This window comes from Streptomyces sp. NPDC050164, assembly GCF_044459945.1.
In the GTDB taxonomy this organism is placed as follows: domain Bacteria; phylum Actinomycetota; class Actinomycetes; order Streptomycetales; family Streptomycetaceae; genus Streptomyces; species Streptomyces coeruleorubidus_A.
On sequence record NZ_JBITJK010000048.1, the window covers coordinates 19,489 to 37,386 of the forward strand.

Genomic DNA, 17,898 nt, shown 5'->3' on the forward strand with positions numbered 1-17,898 from the left:
CAACGCCCACGACGCCCACCTCCGTACGGGATGCCGCTGCCCTGGACACCACCGTCCGGGGCCGGGACCGGCCGGACCCTTGGAGCCGACAGGAGTTCGAAGACCGGCTGCGCGATGTGGCCACCACCCGTTACCACGACCGCCACCCCTTCAACGTACGGATGCACGAAGGCACTCTGACCCCGGCCGAGATGCGCCGCTGGATCACCAACCGCTTCCACTACCAGCGGCACATCCCCGTCAAGGACGCACTGATCCTCGCCAAGTTCGAGGACCCGGCGCTGCGCCGTATGTGGCTGCGCCGGATCGTCGACCACGACGGCGTACGGGAGGGCGAGGGCGGCATCGAGCGCTGGCTGCGGCTCGGCGAGGCGGCCGGACTGGACCGGAAACTGCTGTGGTCGGCCGAGGACGTACTGCCCGGGGTGCGGCTGGCGGTCGACGGTTACGTCAACTTCTGCCGGCTCAGGTCCCCGCTGGAGGCCGTCGCCGCCTCCCTCACGGAGCTGTCCGCCCCGGGGCTGATGCGCGCGCGCATCGCCGCCTTCGAGGACCACTATCCGTGGATCGAGGCCGAGGGGCTCGCCTACTTCCGCACCCGCGTCGGGCAGGGCAGCCGGGACAGCGCCGAGGCGCTCGACATGGTCGAACGGTGGGCCCGCACCCGCGAGGAGCAGGAACGGTGCGTCGCCGCGCTCACCTTCAAGTGCGAGGTGCTGTGGTCGCTGCTCGACGCCGTCGACGGGGCGGGGGAGCGGCCATGCAACCGCTGAGGCACTCGGTGGCCGCGCCTGATGGCCGGGATGCCGCGCCCGAGGATGGGGACGCCGCGCCCGGCGGTGGGAAGCCTTTGCCTCCCGGCGAGGACACCCTGCCCGACGGTGGGAGCCTCGTGCCCGACGGCGGGGAGGACGCCATACCCCGCGGCGGGGGCCCCGTACCCCACGGCGGAAACACTGCGCCCGACGGTGCGGACCAGGTGCCTCACGGCGGGGACACCGTGCCCCACAGCAAGGCCTGGACCCCGGTGCTGCACCGGTCCGTCACGCTCCGTCACGACCGGGTGCGTGACACCGACCTGCTGGTCATGCCGGAACGCGTGGTCGTGCTGCGCGGCAGTGCGAGCGCCGTGCTGAGGCTCTGCGACGGCGAACGCCCACTCGGCGCCATCGTCGCCGAGCTGGCCGACCGCTACCCCGGCGCGCCCGTCGCCACCGAGGTCCCGCGGTTCCTGGGACGGCTGCGCGAGGAAGGCTGGCTCCGATGACCGCGGTACGTCCCGCCGAGACCGCCGCGCCCGTCGCCCCTCCCTGGGCGCTGCTCGCGGAACTCACCCACGGTTGCCCGCTGCACTGCGCCTACTGCTCCAACCCCGTGGAACTGGTCCGCCGATCCGCCGAGCTCCGTACCGACGAGTGGGCCGATGTCATGCGCCAGGCCGGGGAGCTGGGCGTCGTCCAAGCGCACCTCTCCGGTGGTGAACCGCTGCTGCGGCGCGACCTGCCCGAGATCGTCGGGGCGGCCGACGCGGCGGGTATCCACACCCAGTTGGTCACCAGTGGCGTCGGCCTGACCCGAAAACGGCTGGCCGCGCTCACCGATCGCGGCCTGCGCAGTGTCCAGTTGTCGGTGCAGCACGCCGAACCCGCCGCCTCCGACAGGATCGCCGGCCACCGCTCCTTCGCCGCCAAGCGGAAGGCCGCGGCCCTGGTCCGGGAGGCAGAACTGCCCTTGGGCGTGAACGTCGTACTCCACCGGGACAACCTGGACGCGCTCGACGCCCTCATCGATCTGGCCCTGGACTGGGAGGCCGAGCGGATCGAGCTGGCGAACACCCAGTTCTACGGCTGGGCCCTGCTCAACCGCGACCGCCTGCTGCCCACCCGGGAGCAGATCGACCGGGCGCGGGCTGTCCTCCAGTCCCGCCGGGAGAGGCTGGCCGGGCGCCTGGACCTGGTGTGGGTCGTACCCGACTACATCGAAGGAACCGCCAAGCCGTGCATGGGCGGCTGGGGCGCCGTCTCACTGACCGTGGCCCCCGACGGCACGGTGCTGCCCTGCCCGGCCGCCGCCACGCTGCCAGGACTCGACGCCCCGAACGTCAGGAACCACCCCCTGGAGTGGACCTGGCACCACTCACCCGCGTTCAACCGCTACCGCGGCACCGCCTGGATGGCCGACCCCTGCCGCTCCTGCCCCCAGCGGGAAACCGATCTCGGCGGCTGCCGCTGCCAGGCGTACGCGCTCACCGGCGATGCCTCCCGCACCGACCCCGTATGCCGACTGGCCCCCGACCACGGCGTGGTACGAACGCTCGTCGACGCCCCCCACCCCGCCCTCCCGGCCCCTGAGGCCCATAGGCGCATGTGACCCGCCGCGACCCCCACTTCCCCCACTTGGAGGACAGATGCGACTGACCGACGAACGAAGCGCACCACCCCGCGGGACCCGCAGAACACTGGGGGCGTCCCTGGCCGGACTGTTACTCACCGGCCTCACCGGACTCGGTTCCGCACAGGCCGACACCGCACCCCCCGACGCCACCCCCGCCGCGGCCGACGGCGTACCGACATCCGTCACCCCCCTCACCACCGGGCTGACCGTCCCCTGGGGCGTCTACTGGCTCCCCGACGGTTCACACGCCCTGGTCACCGAGCGCGACGACTTCCGGGTCTGGAAGGTCGCCCCCGACGGCGCCAAGACCCAGGTCGGGTCCGTCCCCAACAGCCAGACCACCAATGGCGAGGGCGGGCTCCTGGGCGTCGCCGTCGACCCCGGCTGGGCCACCAACCGCTACGTGTACTTCATGCACACCGCCGCCGAAGGCAACCGCATCGCCCGCATGACGTACGACGGCACCTCACTCAGCGGCTACACGGTGATCCTGCAGGGCATCAGGAAGGCCACCTACCACAACGGCGGACGGCTCGCCTTCGGCCCCGACGGCTACCTGTACGCCTCGACCGGCGACGCCCAGAACACGGCCCTCGCCCAGGACCGCAATTCCCTCAACGGCAAAATCCTGCGCCTGACCACCGCCGGGAGGCCGGCCCCCGGCAACCCCTTCGGCAACCACGTCTACAGCCTCGGCCACCGCAACCCGCAGGGACTCGCCTTCGACCGCAACGGGCGGCTGTGGGAGGCCGAGTTCGGGAACACCCGGTTCGACGAACTGAACCTGATCAAGCCGGGCGCCAACTACGGCTGGCCCACCTGCGAGGGCACCTGCTCGGTCGCCGGAATGACCAACCCGAAGAAGACCTGGACCACCGGCGAGGCCTCCCCCAGCGGCATCGCCATCGCCGACAACGTCATCTACATGGCCGCCCAGCGCGGGCAGCGCCTGTGGCGCGTCCCCATCGAGGGCAACACGGAGAACGTGGGCACGGCGACGGCGTACTACGTCCGCGCGTACGGCCGGCTCCGCACGGTGGTCAAGGTGCCCGGCCGCGACCACCTGTGGCTGACGACCACCAACGCCGACGCCCCGGGAGGCCAGCCGGACGGCGCGGACCGCATTCTGCGGGTAACCCTCGGCTAGGACCTGTCCGGGCGATCAAGTGCGGAGCCAGATGACCAGGACCGCTGTGGTTGCGGTGCCGAGGAACACGTAGCCGCGCTTGTCACAACGGGGGGGCGACGGCCCGGGACTGCTTGAGCTTGTTGATCGCCCGCTCGACGGTGTTGCGTTTCTTGTACCGCTCCTCGTCGAAGCCAGGTGGCCGTCCGCCGCGTGAGGCCTTGCGCAGGCGGGCAGCCTGCCCGCTGCCCCGGCGTGACGACCACGGACAGCGGGCGGCAGCGGCCGGCCGCGCTCAGGTGCAGCTTGCTGGTGAACCCGCCGCGCCGCATGCTGATGAGCCCGCAAGATGGTGAGTCCACCGCGATGTCCCGGTCGATCTCACCAGCAATGTCGGCCGCGGCCTGGACCTGCTGCAGCAAGCGTTCCCACGCGCCGTCGGCAGACCACAGCCGATGGCGCTCATAGACCGTCTTCCACGGGCCGAACCGCTCGGGAAGATCCCGCCAGCGGCCACAACGCCCGTTACGAGCGCCTTCCGTTGCGCCCCCTGGCGAGTGGTAGACCTGCCGAACCTGAACTCGGAGATCGCGTCGAAGCCGATCAGGGCCTTGCCGTGGCCGGTCGTCCAGAGGGCGTCGGGGTGGAAGAGTGCGAGGAACCCCTCTACGTCTTTGGCGCGCTGAGCGTGCTCGACAGTGGTGACGACCTGTTCGTCTGTTGTGAGACCTGCGGTTTCGGTATCCCCGCAGATCACTATGAGACCTCAGGTCGACTTGAGGAGACGCTCATCTGGAACCAGGACACTGTCCACGCCTACCTGTCAGCTCGCGCGGAGAACGGGGTGGAGTGCCTCGTCGATCGTGGGGTGAGTGAAGGCGAAGCCCGCCTGGCGCAGGGCCGCCGGGACGGCGCGGCAACTGCACTGTGATGCCCGTGGCGGATCTCACCGAGCGCCGCTCTGAGGGTGAAGACGGGGACGGAGGCGATCGTCGGGCGATGAAGCATGCGGCCCATCGCTCGCGTGATCTCGCGTTCGTCAGTGGTCCGCGGCGGCCTCCCAGTCGACGCAGACGGCAGCCACGAAGTCGTGCCCGGCTGGCGCGCTCTCCTCGATGGTCCGGTCGCCGGTGTCGCCGCAGTAACCAGTCGCGGACGCGGAAACAAGAACGCGTGGCGGGACGGACGATTCGACGCAGACCCGCGCGATCGTCCGGGTTCCCAGTGCGCGGCGGCGGACCTCCCGCGGCGCCATCGCACCGAACGCCACGGCATCCGGCGCATCTGCAACTCGTCGGCCGGCACCGCACGTCATCCCACCAGCGCACATCAGCGGCGCGCCCGGACTTCAGGTCCAGGCGCGCCGCCGTCTCACGTGTGTGCTGGTGGCCTGTTCAGCGGTCGCCGGCACACCGGTGCGGGGGGGGGTTAGTGATGGTGGTGGCCACTGCGGTCGCCGTGGCGGTGGCGGTCGCTGCCCCAGGAGACCTCGTCGACGACGCGGTCTCGGTGGTTGCGCAGGGTCGCGGTGTCGGAGCGGTTGTCCCACACGTAGCGGCGGCGGTCCTGGTACAGGTCCGTGTCACGGTCGCGGCCTTCGCCGGTGTGGATGCGGACGGTGGAACGCCCGGCCAGGCGGTAGTGGTCGAAGGTGTAGGTGTTGCCGTCCTCGTCCGACAGCGTCCATCCGTCCAGGTTCACGCTGTGGCGGGTGGTGTTGGTCAGCTCCACCCACTCCCTGTTCAGGGAGCGGTTGGAGTGGTCGTCACGGCCCGGGGAGTCGTACTGCACGGCACTGATTTCGACCTTCAGCCTGTCGGGGCGGGCGTGGTCGGCCGCCGACGCCGGCAGCGTCAACGCCCCGGTCACAGCGGCGGCCGCGAGCGCGGCGGCAGCCAGACGACGGGTGGGCACAGATGGGGAAACGGACACAGGGGCCCCCTGCATGGTGCGGGCACACCCCGCTCACGGTCAGGCCGCGTACGGGGATCGTGCGGGTACGGGTGGCGGCCGGTCGGCCGCACCCCCACACCGTGACCGCCAGGGCAAAGCATGCAGGCGAGACGTGAACCGTGTTACAGATCGCTCACATTTCTGTGACTCTCGGATGCAACACCCATGTATGCACCATATGCGCCAGATTGAGGCCCTGTCAGGCCTGCCGCCGTTGCGAGCACCGGCCTGCGACCCACGCACGCCACGGCGCGCCACCCCACAACCACCCTGGCCATCACCCGAAAGTGAGTAACAACGACAGGCATCCCGCCCCCGCCGCAAGGCCCGCACGCCGTGAAGGCGCAAGGGACCAGATGCGGGCCCCTGAGGTGCTCAAGCCGCTCTACTGCATCCGGGTGGACCCTCACGCCGGCCGCAACCGGCTCCCCCTCACACGAAGTCCCCCTCCACAACCCAAGCATTGAGAGGAGCCTGTCCATGGCCCACACCACCACGCCTGGCCGGCCGTCCTGGGCACACGACGACTTCCTGCTGCCGCCGCCCAACCCCACCCAGCGCCTCAACCTCACCCTCGACCCGCGGGATGTGCATCGCCTGGAACTCCACGCGGCACTGACCACCGCCGGCGTCGCCCCCATGCCCGGCGACCGCGAGGCCATCGACCACCTCAGCACCCTGCCCGACTACGTCCACACCGCACTGCACCGCTGGCTCACCCACACCACCCGATAACCAGCCCCCACCCGGGACGCTCATAGCGAAGGTGAGGTGCGCGCCGAGCGGACACGAAGGGGTAGGACCCTGGAGAGTTGGCCGGAAGAGTAGATCAGGTGACCGGCCGCGGATGGTGGGCCGCCTTCTTCACGTCAGTCTCGACCTGGCGCCGTGCGCTGCCCTGCTCGACGGCGTACTCGCTGACCGCCGCCTGATCGTCGCGGACAGCGTCGATCCATGCCTTCGCCGTGCTGTCGGCAGTCGCGGAGGATCTTGTAGTCCTTCAGCCGGCCGATCGCATGCTCGCCCCGCGCACGGACCCGGCGATGCTCCGCGTTGTCGGCTTCTTCGCTGGCCAGCAGGGGCCGGCCAGGCGGGCGGTGGCCACAACCCCGCTCGAGCCAGGCAGCTTCGGCCGGTACGGGGCGTTCCACATCGCGGTGGGCCCGGATTACCTCTGGATGGGCGAAAACGCAGGCCAGGCGCACTTCGTCACGGTGAGTCATCTGCGGGCCGCGCTCTGAGGCCCACGGCCTTCGGCTGTACGGCCGTCGCGACAGCCGCAGTTACCTGTTCCGGGACCGGCGCGGCTACACCGGTGTTTCCCTGTGCCCAGGGCAGCGGCTTGAGGCAAGTATTTCGGCGGGACGGCAACCATTCTCGACTCTGCAGCAACTGTTGAGCAGCCCGTTCCTCACGGGCGCCCCCCACGTAAGTACAGATTGGGAAAACACGCATGACTGAGCTACGCGGCCACGGCAAGGCGCGGCACCGCAGAAAGAAGACGGCCCTGCTGGCAGGGGTCGCGCTGGCGCTGACCGCCGCAGGGGCCATGGCCTACGGCACGGCTTTCGGGGTGTTCGGAGAGGACGCGCAGCCCAAGGCCGCGGCGGCCGCCGGGCAGAGCACGTCGAGCGCGTCCGCCTACCCCGGCCCCGGGAGGGTCACCGGCGACGTCGTCGTCCACGACCCGACCATGCTCCGCGCGCCCAACGGGCGCTACCTGCTCCATTCCACCCACGGCTACCTGGAGTTCCGCACCTCCACCGACCGCGTCGCCTTCAGCCGCAACGGCAACGCCTTTTCCTCACCGCCCCGTTGGTGGTCGCGCTACTCGCCCGAAAACGATCCGTGGGCACCCGATCTCTCCTATCACGGCGGCCGGTACCTGATGTACTACGCCGTCTCCCGCTTCCGTTCCAACACCTCGGCCATCGGCCTCGCCACCTCCACGACCGGGATGCCGGGCAGCTGGAAGGACCAGGGCATCGTCCACTCCTCCACGTCCAGCAGCGACTACAACGCCATCGACCCCGACCTGTTCGTCGACGACGACGGCAAGTGGTGGCTGGCCTTCGGCTCCCACTGGAGCGGGATCAAGATGATCCGCCTCGACCCGAAGACCGGCAAGCAGCACGGGAAGGACACCACCCGCCACTCGCTCGCCTCTCGCACCACGGGGGCGAGGGCGGTGGAGGGCCCGACCGTGGTCAAGCGGAACGGGTACTACTACCTCTTCGCCTCGTACGACACCTGCTGCAGCGGTACCGCCTCCACGTACAAGATCAAGGTTGGCCGGGCCACCAGCCCCACCGGGCCCTACTACGACCGCAACGGCGTCGCGATGAACAAAAACGGCGGCACCGTGGTCATGGCGTCACAGGGATCCGTGATCGGCCCCGGCGGGCAGGACATCATGCGCGACGGCGGCAGCGACCTGCTCGTCTACCACTACTACGACGGCAGTGACGGCGGTGCTTCCAAGCTCGGCCTCAACCTGCTGAAGTGGAGCGGCGGCTGGCCCACCGCGTACTGACCGAGGCTCGGGCTGCAAGGGGGGCGGCGGTTCGCGTAAGGACCGTCGGCGTCGGAGAGAGCCCAGACGTCGTCCTCGGCGCCCGGCGGGAGCTCGTAGCCCTCGCCATGACCGTGCAATTGCACGAATGTGACCCAATACTCACGGCACCCGCCTGAAGCCGACACACGCCCCTCGCCCGTGCCGCCCCCCCCCATCGGCTGAAGTCCGCAGCTCAATGACGCTGAGTGAGCGGTCATGGGCGACCTGATCATCCCCATCGACAAGCGCTGGCCAGGCGCGCAGCGTCGCTGGCATCTACGCGCACTCGACCGCACTCCTGGCCGTGGGGCCGCCGTCCTCCCCGCCAGGCCGAACTGGTCGCCGGAGCTGTCCGGTGCTGTCATGGGTAGAGGAAGCTGCGTGGACGAGCCGGCAGGGCGCGGAAGCCGACGGCCCGCGCGTTGTCCGCCCGGGCGGTCCGACCGCGCCCGCCCCGTCGCACAACGGAGGAGGCCGATGCCATGCTGCGCCGCCGCACGGTCGGTGACGTGATGACCGAGGAGGTCGTCACCCTCCGCCCCGACACACGGTTCCAGGAGGTCGCCGCCCTGCTGGACGCGAACGACATCGTCGCGGCCCCCGTCGTCGACGATGACGGCGTCCCCGTCGGTGTCGTGTCCGCCTCCGACGTGCTGCGGCACGAGACCGGCATGCCCGATCCGCAAGGGCAGGACGGGGACGACGAGCACGCCTGGGGCAAGGCCCGGGCCCGGACCGCGGGCGCGCTCATGAGCAGCCCCGTCTTCACCGCACGCGCCGACTGGACGATCCCCCGGGCCGCTCGGGAACTCCGCCGACGGCACGTCAAGCAGCTGCCGGTCGTCGACGACAACGGGCTCCTCACCGGCATCGTCACCCGCAGCGACCTGCTCGACGCCTTCATCCGCTCCGACGACGAGATCCGCGGCGAGGTCGAGCAGGACGTCCTGGGGCGCATCCTCGGCCTGGACGAGGGCACCGTCGCGGTCGAGGTCCGGGACGGGGCCGTCACCCTTCGGGGACACGTCCCGGAATCGCGTCTCGTCCCAGTGGTCGTGGGCCTCTGCCAGGGCGTCGATGGTGTCGTCGCCGTGGACGCCCACCTCGCCGCCGCCCGGGCGCGCTAAAAGCTCTGCCCGGGAGGGCCGACCACCAGGTGCAGTCGAGCAGATCCCGACACGAGACCGTCCCCACCCACCTGCGCTCGCCAGGCAAGGGCGGTACCGGCCGTGCCATCGGGGCAAGCTGGTGCCAGGTGTCGGCGATGACCGGCGCGAGGACGTCCAGGGGGGACGGCCTGGGCGCAGGAGTGTGCGAGGGAAGGCGGCAGAGCGCCTGGTCTGGACGGTTCCGGCAGGACCGCCCCCCTCGTCCGGCGCAGTCGACGGGGCGACGCCCGCGATTTTGATGCGGTAGCGCGGGTGACCACAGTTCGGCGGCCCCGGGCCCTACCGAGCCATGAGGCCCCGGGGCCGCCGCGCACCGGCCGGTTCAACCGGCTGTCGAGTACGGACCGAGCTGACCCCGGGGAGGCAGGCTACGGACCGTCGACATGCGGCACGACGTGTCACTGGTCCAACGGGCACAGCCGGGCAACGACACGGACCCGTCAACACTCAAGCCCGCAGGGCACCCGCGTTCTGGGCAACTCCGCCGGCCACCACGGCCGGCAGTCGCGGGGCCAGGGTGCGCCGCCAAGCCACGGCCTGAAGGTGCGGCAGGCGCCGATGGCTGCCACCGTATGGGTGAAAGGGCTGGTCCACACGAGCTACGCCGGAAGGAGCCAGCCATGATCACAGCGCACCCTTCGCTCCTGCGGGAGCTGGTCGAACGATGCGAAACGCTCAGGCGCCGCCTGGCCGCCGACAACAGTCCTGAAACCGCCCGCCAGCTCGAGGACGCGACCTACACACTGTGTGTGATCACCGGCACCCGCCAGCTGGACACGGCACTGTTTGTCGCCCGTCGACAACTGACCGAGGCCATGAGACGAGAGCAGCCCCTCCCCCACTGACATGCCGCCCCTCGCCGAAACATGTCGTAGAGGGGGTGCGATCACCTGCCGACCGTCGTCGAACCTGCCCGTCCCGTTCCCCTCCCCGCGCTCTGTGGACACTCCGCCGGGCGTCACGTGCGCTACGAGGACGTCTCCTTCGCCTACGGCAACGGGCCTGAGGTGCTGCGCGGCTACTCGCTCGACATCCCGGCCGGCCAGACGGTCGCGCTGATCGGCCCCTCGGGCGGCGGAAAGTCCACGCTGGCCAAACTGCTGGCGCGGCTCCACAATCCGACGGGCTCCGCGTCCTCCTCGACGGTGTCGATCTGCGGTCCCTCGCGACGGCCGATCTGCGCCACGGCGTGGTCGTGGTCCCCCAGGAGAGCTCCCTCTTCCCCGGCACTGTTGCCGAGAACATCGCTCTGGCGCGTCCCGACGCCACGCTCGACGAGATCCGGCACGCCGCCGAGGCGACCGGGGCCCCATCGGTTCATCTCCGCCCTCCGAGACGGCTACCAGACCGAGATCGGCGGCCGCGATGGCCGCTTCTCGTCGGGTGAACGGCAGCTGATCGCCTTGGCCCGCGTCTTCCTGGTGAACACCTCCGTCATCGTGTTGGACGTGGCCACCGCGGTCATCGACATCCCGAGCGAGCGCGCAGTGCGGGGCGCGATGCGCGCGGTGTTCCGGGGGCGGACGGTACTCGTCGTCGCTCACCGGCTGTCGACGATCCAAGTCGCCGACCGTGTACTGGTGCTGGCCGACGGTCGCGCCTGCGCGTAGCCGTCCGGCCCCGGTCCGCCGGGGCCGGACGGCTGGGGGCATGTGGCGGACCGAAGAAGGATGGCGTTGTCAGGGACCGGCCGCGGGGCGGTGTCGGCGTACTCGTTGAAGTGCTCAACCAGGTACGGATGAACGTGCTCAGCTTGGTGATCGTCAGGGTGCCGGTCGTGTGGTGGGAAAGGTCAGAGCGGTGGGCCCTTGGCATTGGCGGCGGAGAGAACGCATGATCGACTCATGCGAGGCGCCTTCGACGATGTCCCATTGACCACGCTCTTCCCCCGTCTGTCGCCTGCCGACGTGGAATCCCTGGAACAGGCCGCCCGTGCAGTTGATGCGGCTCGCGCGGACGGAGACAAGGCTGAGTGGGAGTGGGCACTGGATCACGTCGTCTTCCCGGGCCCGCAGCCGTGGACGCCTATTGTGCTGCTCGGCCTGGATGTCATTGAGCATGCGGACGGGCGTGATCAGCTGGAGTTCCTGCTTCAAGTCGTGTGGACAGACTTCGGCCAGCTCGCGGTCGACGCGGCGGTGAACGTGGCCTGCTGGTGCGACACGAATCACGCCAGCCATGACGTCGACACCCTCAGGCTTGTTGTCGGTGAGGAGACCTCACTGCCTCGCGCCTTCCAAGCAGGTGCTGAGCGTGTGATCGGATGGCTCACCGACCCTCGCGACGCGGATTTCTGGCGTGCCCGAGCGGCTCTGCCTCCCCGCCAGCCCGTCTAGGAAGCCGGCGGGATGACGACGGGTGACTGGTGTGATCAGGCCACGTTGGTGTCGCGTTCGATGGCGGCGAGCCGGTTCTTGAGTCGGTAGCTGGGGCCGTTGATGGAGACGGCGCCGCAGTGGTGCAGGAGTCGGTCGAGGATGGCTGTGGCGAGGAATTCGTCGCCGAACACCTGTCCCCATTCGCTGAAGGTCTTGTTCGAGGTCAGGATGATCGAGCCCTTTATCCATCGTTGCGGGTCCAAGACCACGGTCAGCCGCCCTCCGCCACCCTTCACAGGCCGGCAGCAGACTGCCCACGATCAATCTCCGGTGCGTCAGGAGGTGGGCACGTTCATCCGTACGTGCCTGGGCACGTTCACGTGTACGCCGACACCCCAGCCACCAGCTGACCTGTCCCGGCTGATCTGACCCTCCCCCCGGGAGGGATCAAGGGCCAGCCCTTGCACGATCGCGGTCTGCAACCCCGTGGAGGCGATCACCTCGGCACTCAGCACAGTCACACCATCGCGCAACGCCTGCGGAGAAGCTCCACCCCATCGCCTTCCAGGTCGTCGCAGTACGTCGCGCGCCCGGTCATCGCCATCAAGAGGGCCAAGGTGGTGCCGGATACCACTGGCCCGGAACCGGCCGAGAAAGGGCCATCATCCGCGATGAGTCTCAGGTCGCCGATACGTCCCTTGGCAAGGACCACGAGGTCCGAACCCCGGTAGTACTCAGCCACCTGCGTGACCACCTCGATCGGGTACTCACGACCGATGCCGAGCGGACGCCGGACATCCTCTCCGTGGACGATGGTCTCGCCCAGCATGGCCATCACAGGGAGGGGAGGCTTGGTCGTGCTCAGCGTCACGCGCCGGAATCTCTCCAGCGTCTCGGCCGGCGTGGCGCCCAGATGTTCCGCCAGCCGCATGGCCACCTGTTTATCGAAGTCAAACCGGCAGCGGAGCACCCCCGCCAACCACCGCAGGGAGTTGAGGCTCGCTGCCGCGGTGAGGTGTGCCAGCACCTCGCGCACCGTCAATTCGGTGCACAGCGACGACGTTGCCCACTGCTCGTCGGTCAGGTCTGCGAGATCAGCGGCCAGCGCCATTCGCTCAGCGTGGATCAAGGGCCATACTCCAGTCCCCCGGCTGCGGTCTGCTGTCAGTTCCGGATCAGTCATGCGCAAGGCGTCTCCTGTCGCGGGTAGTGCTGCCCCGGGGCCGGAGCAGGCGGCGTCCGGCATGGTCGTTCAGGGAGAAGACTCTTGCCTCGGAGCAAAGTCATCGCCCGTGAGTGAACTTCCTGCACTCACAGCTCGTCGGCCGACGGTTTCTCCGGCTCGGAGGCATCGGCGGCACGCAGCGCCAAGGCGGCTCCTTCGCACGCGCGCGCCGCTCGCCCCGCTGCCAGTGCTCGGGCATTGCGGCCTGCTGGCGCACGGCCGGGCCATAACAGGAGGCGGCCGGTGCGAGGTGCGGTGCGCAGCCGGGCGGTGAGGACGCAGGAGGCGATCAACTCCGGGGGCGTCGTGCTTCCAGGAGGACCGACGTGCCGGCCTACGCCTTGAATTGGTGGTCGCCGCCGTCCATGCACAGTCCCTTGCGGTGGGCAGGTGCGGGTGGCGTCCGGGCCGGCTGGGTAGGCCCTGCTCAGGCGCTTGCCGAGCTTTCGATGAAGGTGAGCCATCGGTTGCTGTCGGCAAATCCCGGATGCGGTGCGGCACCATCCCGTGGTGGGATGCGCCGCATGAGCGACTCGCTGCGTGCCCGTATCGAGCAGTACTACGCCGCCGTGCCGTTGCTGTTCGCCGATGTCGAAGAGTTTGGTTCGTTACGGCTGTTCGTGCGAAGGAAACCAGGTGCCCCGTATTACGGCGGCCCCAGCCACGCTCAACCCGCTGCAGCGGAGGCTTCGGCCGTCTCCGCCGCTGACATTGCTCGGGTGCGGGCCCGGCAGCGCGAACTCGGTGTGGCGGAGGCCTTCGAGTGGCTGGCCGAGACTGCGCCGGGTCTGCGTGCCTGTATCGAGGCCGCAGGCCTGCCGGTGGCGGAACGCCCGCTGATGGCTCTGGATCCGCACCACCCGGTTGGTCCGCAGCCGTTGCCGGACGGCGTGACGCTCCGCGTGCTGACGGCCGACGACCCCGCGTTGCCCGCAGCCCTCGCTCTTCCCCGGCTGGCTTTCGCCGAGGAGGGCACCACGGTGGGTTCGGCGGGGCGTAAGGAGCTGTCCGTGGTGGCCGAGGAGTTGGCCCGGGACGGTACTGTCGCAACGGTCCGCCCCACGATCCGTGCCGGGCACAAGACGCTCATCGCTGCCATCGCCTCGGATGGCACACCGCTGGCCGTCGGCCACTACCACCCGGCGAACGGCACCACCGAGATCGGCGGCATCGGCACCCTTCCCATCGCCCGCCGTAAGGGCCTGGCCGCCGCCGTCACCGCTGCCCTGGTCAACCACGCCGGCGCCCAGGGAGTGAGCACCGTCTTCCTCGCCTATGCGGAGGACGCCGTGGCGCGCATCTACTCACGCTTGGGCTTCCGTCCTGCGGGCAGCACTCTTCTGATCGCCAACCAGCCCGCGCGATCGTAGTGCGGTAGGAGACAGATGGGGAGGTCGGTCAGATGCTCCCGCCACCACTCCGCCCGCTCCACCACTGCCTCGGGCGGTCCGTCCAGCAGGTCCGAAGCCGACACCATCGGGCGCCCCGGGAAGGCACTGAGAATCCGGAAGTCCTCGGACACCAGCAGCTGAGGCGGCAGCACCACCGCGACGTCCTGAGCGTCGTCGACCAGTCGCACCAGCGATCCGGACAAAGTCGTGGCGCAGCACCCTGCCGAGATGGACCACGAGTTCGAGGAGCGCGGCGCGGTCCTCTGCTCGATCCCGGGCGTGGCGGGGGAAGGCGCGGCCTACGGTCACGGACTCGGGCAGGGACGGGTACCGACGGGTCGCGGATCGATACCGAGGGCCGGCGGCCAAGCGGCCCGCGGCCGCCCGGCAGGCGCTGCACGGTCGCGTCCGGGACGGCTGCGAGCAGCCCGACGGGCTATGGACGCCGTGGTCCCGCAAGGCGCCGGGCTGGCGGGGCCCGATGCCGTGCAGAGCGTCGACCGGCAGCGGCCCCAAGCCATTCGCCGACCCTGCCCGGGGCGACCGTGCGGGCGCACCAGCATGCGGCTGGGGCCCGAAATGGGTGGCCTCGCCACTACCAAGCCCTGGTCACCCTCGTCTGACTACGACTCTGGCTCCCTCGCGATCCGCCGGTGGACAGCTTCCACAGGATGCCGTGACGACTGGCGGCGGTCCGGAGGGTCCGGCCCATCCGCGGCGGAGCCAGCAACGGCTCGATCACCGCCCACGACAAGCCTCCCGCCCTGCCACTGGCCCTGGCAGACGGACTGGTTCCGCCGTCGGCAGCGCCTGGGAGTGTGGGCAGGGGTGCTCACCAAGCTCCAGGCCCAGGCGCGAGCCAACGCGCGGTCGCATCGGGTGGACGGTGAACGTCGACTTCACGATCTGCCGGACTCACAGCACGCCGCCGGGGACGCCGGGACGGCCAGGCCCAGAAGAAGGAGCCTTAGCGCATGGGATCCCGCGAGCCGCGATGGGTCCTGCGGCGTCGGCGGTCGTACTGTCGAATCCGTTACCGAGGAGGACTTCTGATGCGCAGCGTGACTTATTCGATGAACGTCTCACTTGACGGCTACATCGTCGGGCCGGACGGCGACTTCGACTGGACGGCGCCCGACGAGGAGGTCTTTCGCTTCTGGATCGACGAAATTCGACAGGTCGGTGTCCACCTGTTGGGACGACGGCTGTACGAGACGATGCTGTACTGGGAGACCGCCGACCAGGATCCATCGCTCGACGACTCAGGACTCGAGTGGGCTGCGATCTGGAAGCCGCTCCCCAAGGTGGTGTTCTCCACCACGCTGTCGGCGGTGCAGGGCAATGCCCGCCTGGCCTCCGGCGGCCTGGCGGAGGAGATCGAGCGATTGCGAGCCGAGCCTGGGGAGGGCGAGATCGCGATCGGCGGCGCGACTCTCGCCGCCGAGGCGGCCGCGTTGGGTCTGATCGACGAGTACCGGGCCATGGTCTACCCGGTGCTGGTTGGCGGTGGCATTCCGTTCTTTCCCCAGCGCGAGCGCCGGGTGGATCTCGAACTCGTCGAGACCCGTACCTTCAACTCGAGAGTCGTCTACCTCCGCTACCACGTGGCGCGTTAGGTCGCGTCCGCAAAGTGAGTTGGTCGTTGGTGTGTTCGTGGTGCGTCGTCATGAGCTGACTGACCGTTGAGTCGTGTGCGGTGATCGAGCCCTCGACATGCTCCACGCCATCTTCGCCGCGCCCTGTCTGACCACGTTCTGCCGTCTCGATGAGCTCGGTCCGGAAGCCGTCGGGCAACGCCTTGAGCCGGATCAGGCGGTGATCGAGTGCCGGGTCGCCGAGCCGCGTTCACCGATTAGCGGCCAGCACTGCCGCGAGGCCCTCTTGCAGATCTTTGACGAAATACTCGGGAACCTCCAGCGACGGGAAATGTCCCCCGATTTCGGGCGACCTCCATCGGACGATTTGTCGGTACCGCTCCTGTGCCCAGGGGCGCGGACACTTCTCGACGTCGCGGGGATACATAGTGAGTGCTGACGGGACGTCGACCCGAAGTTCGGGGTCCAGCGAGTTGTGGCTTTCGTAGTAGATGCGGGCCGCCGATGCGCCGGTCCGCGTCAGCCAATACAGGGTGACGTCGTCAAGAACGCGGTCTCTGGAAATCGTCTCGAACGGGCTGTCTTCGGTATCTGTCCACTCGGCGAACTTGTCAAGGATCCAGGCAAGAAGCCCGACCGGTGAGTCGACGAGCGAGTAGCCGATGGTCTGCGGTCGGGTCGCCTGCTGCTTCGCGTACGCCGCGCGGTGGCGCCAGAAATCGCGGGTTTCCTCGGTCCACTTGCGTTCGACCGCCGTCAGCCCGTCCGTTGTCAACCCGGGCGGTCCCTCCGCGAACGTTGTGTGGATGCCGAGAACGTGCGCCGGGAACCTGCCGCCGAGAACCGTGGTGATATTACCTCCCCAGTCGCCGCCGTGGGCTGCGAACTTGCTGTAGCCGAGCCTTCCCATCAGTTCCACCCATGCGGCCGCGATCTTTTCGGTTCCCCACCCGGTGGTGGCCGGCTTGTCGCTGTAACCAAAGCCCGGCAGCGATGGGACCACGACGTGGAACGCCGGCGCGTCTGCATCTTTCGGATCTGCCAGCTCGTCTACTACATCGATGAACCGAGCGATGCTGTCTGGCCAGCCGTGCGTCAAGATCAGAGGAGTGGCATCTGCGCGCGCGGATCGGCGGTGCAGGAAGTGGATTCCCAGATCATCAATGGTCGTGCGGAACTGGCCGACACGGTTAAGGCGCTCTTCGAACGACCGCCAGTTGTACCCGGTGCGCCAGTAGTTCACGACATCGACGAGGTCGGCGAGCGGAACACCCTGTTCCCATCGGCGAGGGTCGGGCGCGGCGCGATAGACCGTCTCAGCCTCCGGTAGTCGCGCCGCGGCCAGTCGCGCGCGCAGATCGTCGAGGTCAGCGTCAGGTGCGTGGGCTTCAAAGGCTTGCACATCGCTGGTTGGACGGGGCATGAGACCTCCTGGCCATCGCGGAACCGGCTACGACCTATCGCGAACCGGCTAAGACGGTTCGAACAGGTCTCCGAGCCACGCTGCAACCGGCTAAGGTGGTTCCATGCGTGCTGCCTTCCCTGACTTCCGCCTCGGCAACGTGCTGGCGACCAGCTTCACGGGGACCCTGTCGGAGCGTCATGGCGACGCTGTGGAGCGCATTCCCACGCCGCAGCGACTCATCGACTGGCTGGTGGTGAACGGCCTCGCCGTGGACTCCTGCACCACTGCCCAGCTCGACCTCGCTCGGGAACTCAGGGAGTCGATTCACGCCGCCGCGACAGCGGCCGCGATCCAGGACGCTCTCCCTGCGTCTGCTGTCCAAGTCATCAATGACTGCAGCACTCAGGGTCGGGCCGCGGCGATCCTGACGCCCGAGGGTATGCGGCGATGGCGGCTCAGCTCGGCTTCCTGCGTGGAAGATGCCCTCAGTGTGATCGCCGCCGACGCGATCAGCATCATCGCAGGCGAACGAGACGGAAGATTGGCCTTGTGCGCATCACCAACCTGCCAAGCCGCCTTCTTCGACACCAGTCAGAGTCGCACTCGCAAATGGTGTGACATGAACACGTGCGGGAATCGTCAGAAGAAAGCGCGCTTCAATGCCAACCAGCGCAAAAACCCCAGGTCAGCGGAGTGATCGTTATCTCGGTACATCCAAGTCAGTACGTCTACGCTTACTGATCGGCGACATTCATCGGCTCTTCGCAG

19 protein-coding genes and 4 pseudogenes are annotated in these 17,898 nt (G+C 69.0%); 13 read left to right on the forward strand and 10 right to left on the reverse strand.

Features of this window, described 5'->3' with window-relative positions; genetic code table 11:
- The first annotated feature begins 41 nt into the window (after positions 1 to 41).
- From pqqC to ACIBNA_RS39280, 4 genes are all read left to right on the forward strand, one after another.
- Complete coding sequence (gene pqqC, locus ACIBNA_RS39265) at positions 42 to 773, forward strand: pyrroloquinoline-quinone synthase PqqC (protein WP_399170092.1); 732 nt, start codon at positions 42 to 44, stop codon at positions 771 to 773.
- 227 nt (positions 774 to 1,000) lie between these two features.
- The gene (gene pqqD, locus ACIBNA_RS39270) at positions 1,001 to 1,267 is read left to right on the forward strand and encodes a pyrroloquinoline quinone biosynthesis peptide chaperone PqqD (protein WP_399170051.1); all 267 of its coding nucleotides are present in this window, start codon (positions 1,001 to 1,003) and stop codon (positions 1,265 to 1,267) included.
- Positions 1,264 to 2,370: a pyrroloquinoline quinone biosynthesis protein PqqE gene (gene pqqE / locus ACIBNA_RS39275; RefSeq protein WP_399170053.1), complete on the forward strand. Its 1,107-nt coding sequence runs from the start codon at positions 1,264 to 1,266 to the stop codon at positions 2,368 to 2,370. Before pqqD ends, pqqE begins: the two co-directional genes overlap by 4 nt.
- Positions 2,371 to 2,407: 37 nt before the next feature.
- The gene (locus ACIBNA_RS39280) at positions 2,408 to 3,541 is read left to right on the forward strand and encodes a PQQ-dependent sugar dehydrogenase (RefSeq protein WP_399170054.1); all 1,134 of its coding nucleotides are present in this window, start codon (positions 2,408 to 2,410) and stop codon (positions 3,539 to 3,541) included.
- On the opposite strand, the gene ACIBNA_RS39285 is transcribed toward ACIBNA_RS39280, so the two are convergent.
- From ACIBNA_RS39285 to ACIBNA_RS39305, 5 genes and pseudogenes are all read right to left on the reverse strand, one after another.
- Positions 3,538 to 4,152 (reverse strand): transposase, encoded by a 615-nt coding sequence (locus tag ACIBNA_RS39285; protein WP_399170093.1) that lies wholly within the window; start codon positions 4,150 to 4,152, stop codon positions 3,538 to 3,540. The two genes, ACIBNA_RS39280 and ACIBNA_RS39285, sit on opposite strands and share 4 nt — an antisense overlap.
- Positions 4,098 to 4,277 (reverse strand): annotated as a pseudogene (locus tag ACIBNA_RS39290) (SgcJ/EcaC family oxidoreductase); the annotation flags it as partial. The gene ACIBNA_RS39285 and the pseudogene ACIBNA_RS39290, both read right to left, overlap by 55 nt.
- A 66-nt stretch (positions 4,278 to 4,343) precedes the next feature.
- On the reverse strand, positions 4,344 to 4,418 hold the full coding sequence (locus ACIBNA_RS39295; protein ID WP_399170094.1) for a hypothetical protein: 75 nt from the start codon (positions 4,416 to 4,418) through the stop codon (positions 4,344 to 4,346).
- Positions 4,419 to 4,559: 141 nt separating this feature from the next.
- Positions 4,560 to 4,790: a hypothetical protein gene (locus ACIBNA_RS39300; protein ID WP_399170055.1), complete on the reverse strand. Its 231-nt coding sequence runs from the start codon at positions 4,788 to 4,790 to the stop codon at positions 4,560 to 4,562.
- A gap of 158 nt (positions 4,791 to 4,948) precedes the next feature.
- On the reverse strand, positions 4,949 to 5,467 hold the full coding sequence (locus ACIBNA_RS39305; RefSeq protein WP_399170056.1) for a lamin tail domain-containing protein: 519 nt from the start codon (positions 5,465 to 5,467) through the stop codon (positions 4,949 to 4,951).
- A gap of 486 nt (positions 5,468 to 5,953) precedes the next feature.
- Between ACIBNA_RS39305 and ACIBNA_RS39310 the strand changes: the two genes are divergently transcribed.
- Entirely contained in the window at positions 5,954 to 6,208 is a 255-nt protein-coding gene (locus ACIBNA_RS39310; protein ID WP_399170057.1) for a hypothetical protein, read from the forward strand.
- Positions 6,209 to 6,426: 218 nt separating this feature from the next.
- Here ACIBNA_RS39310 and ACIBNA_RS39315 read toward each other — a convergent pair.
- Positions 6,427 to 6,564, reverse strand: a pseudogene (locus ACIBNA_RS39315) (IS5/IS1182 family transposase); the annotation flags it as partial.
- 362 nt (positions 6,565 to 6,926) lie between these two features.
- Between ACIBNA_RS39315 and ACIBNA_RS39320 the strand changes: the two are divergent.
- The 5 genes from ACIBNA_RS39320 (at position 6,927) to ACIBNA_RS39340 (ending at position 11,532) form a co-directional block, all read left to right on the forward strand.
- Positions 6,927 to 8,006 (forward strand): arabinan endo-1,5-alpha-L-arabinosidase, encoded by a 1,080-nt coding sequence (locus ACIBNA_RS39320; protein WP_399170058.1) that lies wholly within the window; start codon positions 6,927 to 6,929, stop codon positions 8,004 to 8,006.
- Between the two features lie 503 nt (positions 8,007 to 8,509).
- Positions 8,510 to 9,154 (forward strand): CBS domain-containing protein, encoded by a 645-nt coding sequence (locus tag ACIBNA_RS39325; protein WP_399170059.1) that lies wholly within the window; start codon positions 8,510 to 8,512, stop codon positions 9,152 to 9,154.
- Between the two features lie 662 nt (positions 9,155 to 9,816).
- Positions 9,817 to 10,041 carry a DUF5133 domain-containing protein gene (locus ACIBNA_RS39330; RefSeq protein WP_399170060.1) on the forward strand — a complete coding sequence of 75 codons (225 nt, stop codon included), beginning with the start codon at positions 9,817 to 9,819 and terminating at the stop codon, positions 10,039 to 10,041.
- Between the two features lie 117 nt (positions 10,042 to 10,158).
- Positions 10,159 to 10,806, forward strand: a complete 648-nt coding sequence (locus ACIBNA_RS39335) for an ATP-binding cassette domain-containing protein (RefSeq protein ID WP_399170061.1) — start codon at positions 10,159 to 10,161, stop codon at positions 10,804 to 10,806.
- Positions 10,807 to 11,067: 261 nt separating this feature from the next.
- Complete coding sequence (locus ACIBNA_RS39340; RefSeq protein WP_399170062.1) at positions 11,068 to 11,532, forward strand: hypothetical protein; 465 nt, start codon at positions 11,068 to 11,070, stop codon at positions 11,530 to 11,532.
- Positions 11,533 to 11,567: 35 nt separating this feature from the next.
- On the opposite strand, the pseudogene ACIBNA_RS39345 reads toward ACIBNA_RS39340, so the two are convergent.
- Together ACIBNA_RS39345 and ACIBNA_RS39350 are read right to left on the reverse strand one after the other, a co-directional pair.
- Positions 11,568 to 11,768: pseudogene (locus ACIBNA_RS39345) on the reverse strand (ATP-binding protein); the annotation flags it as partial.
- Between the two features lie 263 nt (positions 11,769 to 12,031).
- The gene (locus tag ACIBNA_RS39350; RefSeq protein ID WP_399170063.1) at positions 12,032 to 12,697 is read right to left on the reverse strand and encodes a maleylpyruvate isomerase family mycothiol-dependent enzyme; all 666 of its coding nucleotides are present in this window, start codon (positions 12,695 to 12,697) and stop codon (positions 12,032 to 12,034) included.
- A gap of 557 nt (positions 12,698 to 13,254) precedes the next feature.
- Here ACIBNA_RS39350 and ACIBNA_RS39355 point away from each other — a divergent pair.
- Positions 13,255 to 14,109, forward strand: coding sequence for a GNAT family N-acetyltransferase (locus ACIBNA_RS39355; protein WP_399170064.1), 855 nt, complete (start codon positions 13,255 to 13,257; stop codon positions 14,107 to 14,109).
- Positions 14,110 to 14,773: 664 nt separating this feature from the next.
- Here the strand turns inward: ACIBNA_RS39355 and ACIBNA_RS39360 are convergent.
- Positions 14,774 to 14,884 (reverse strand): annotated as a pseudogene (locus ACIBNA_RS39360) (IS5/IS1182 family transposase); the annotation flags it as partial.
- Positions 14,885 to 15,182: 298 nt separating this feature from the next.
- Between ACIBNA_RS39360 and ACIBNA_RS39365 the strand changes: the two are divergent.
- The gene (locus ACIBNA_RS39365) at positions 15,183 to 15,746 is read left to right on the forward strand and encodes a dihydrofolate reductase family protein (RefSeq protein ID WP_399170065.1); all 564 of its coding nucleotides are present in this window, start codon (positions 15,183 to 15,185) and stop codon (positions 15,744 to 15,746) included.
- Positions 15,747 to 15,975: 229 nt separating this feature from the next.
- On the opposite strand, the gene ACIBNA_RS39370 is transcribed toward ACIBNA_RS39365, so the two are convergent.
- Positions 15,976 to 17,148, reverse strand: coding sequence for an epoxide hydrolase family protein (locus ACIBNA_RS39370; protein ID WP_399170066.1), 1,173 nt, complete (start codon positions 17,146 to 17,148; stop codon positions 15,976 to 15,978).
- Positions 17,149 to 17,251: 103 nt separating this feature from the next.
- Here ACIBNA_RS39370 and ACIBNA_RS39375 point away from each other — a divergent pair, with 103 nt between their 5' ends.
- On the forward strand, positions 17,252 to 17,827 hold the full coding sequence (locus ACIBNA_RS39375; protein WP_399170067.1) for a CGNR zinc finger domain-containing protein: 576 nt from the start codon (positions 17,252 to 17,254) through the stop codon (positions 17,825 to 17,827).
- Positions 17,828 to 17,898 lie beyond the last annotated feature (71 nt).

Coding starts and splice junctions, on each gene's coding strand:
- ACIBNA_RS39280 (WP_399170054.1), top strand. CDS start 2,408: ATGCGACTGACCGACGAACGAAGCGCACCACCCCGCGGGACCCGCAGA.
- ACIBNA_RS39330 (WP_399170060.1), top strand. CDS start 9,817: ATGATCACAGCGCACCCTTCGCTCCTGCGGGAGCTGGTCGAACGATGC.
- ACIBNA_RS39305 (WP_399170056.1), bottom strand. CDS start 5,467: ATGCAGGGGGCCCCTGTGTCCGTTTCCCCATCTGTGCCCACCCGTCGT.
- ACIBNA_RS39350 (WP_399170063.1), bottom strand. CDS start 12,697: ATGACTGATCCGGAACTGACAGCAGACCGCAGCCGGGGGACTGGAGTA.
- ACIBNA_RS39370 (WP_399170066.1), bottom strand. CDS start 17,148: ATGCCCCGTCCAACCAGCGATGTGCAAGCCTTTGAAGCCCACGCACCT.
- ACIBNA_RS39310 (WP_399170057.1), top strand. CDS start 5,954: ATGGCCCACACCACCACGCCTGGCCGGCCGTCCTGGGCACACGACGAC.
- ACIBNA_RS39375 (WP_399170067.1), top strand. CDS start 17,252: ATGCGTGCTGCCTTCCCTGACTTCCGCCTCGGCAACGTGCTGGCGACC.
- ACIBNA_RS39355 (WP_399170064.1), top strand. CDS start 13,255: ATGCGCCGCATGAGCGACTCGCTGCGTGCCCGTATCGAGCAGTACTAC.
- ACIBNA_RS39365 (WP_399170065.1), top strand. CDS start 15,183: ATGCGCAGCGTGACTTATTCGATGAACGTCTCACTTGACGGCTACATC.
- ACIBNA_RS39325 (WP_399170059.1), top strand. CDS start 8,510: ATGCTGCGCCGCCGCACGGTCGGTGACGTGATGACCGAGGAGGTCGTC.
- ACIBNA_RS39320 (WP_399170058.1), top strand. CDS start 6,927: ATGACTGAGCTACGCGGCCACGGCAAGGCGCGGCACCGCAGAAAGAAG.
- pqqE (WP_399170053.1), top strand. CDS start 1,264: ATGACCGCGGTACGTCCCGCCGAGACCGCCGCGCCCGTCGCCCCTCCC.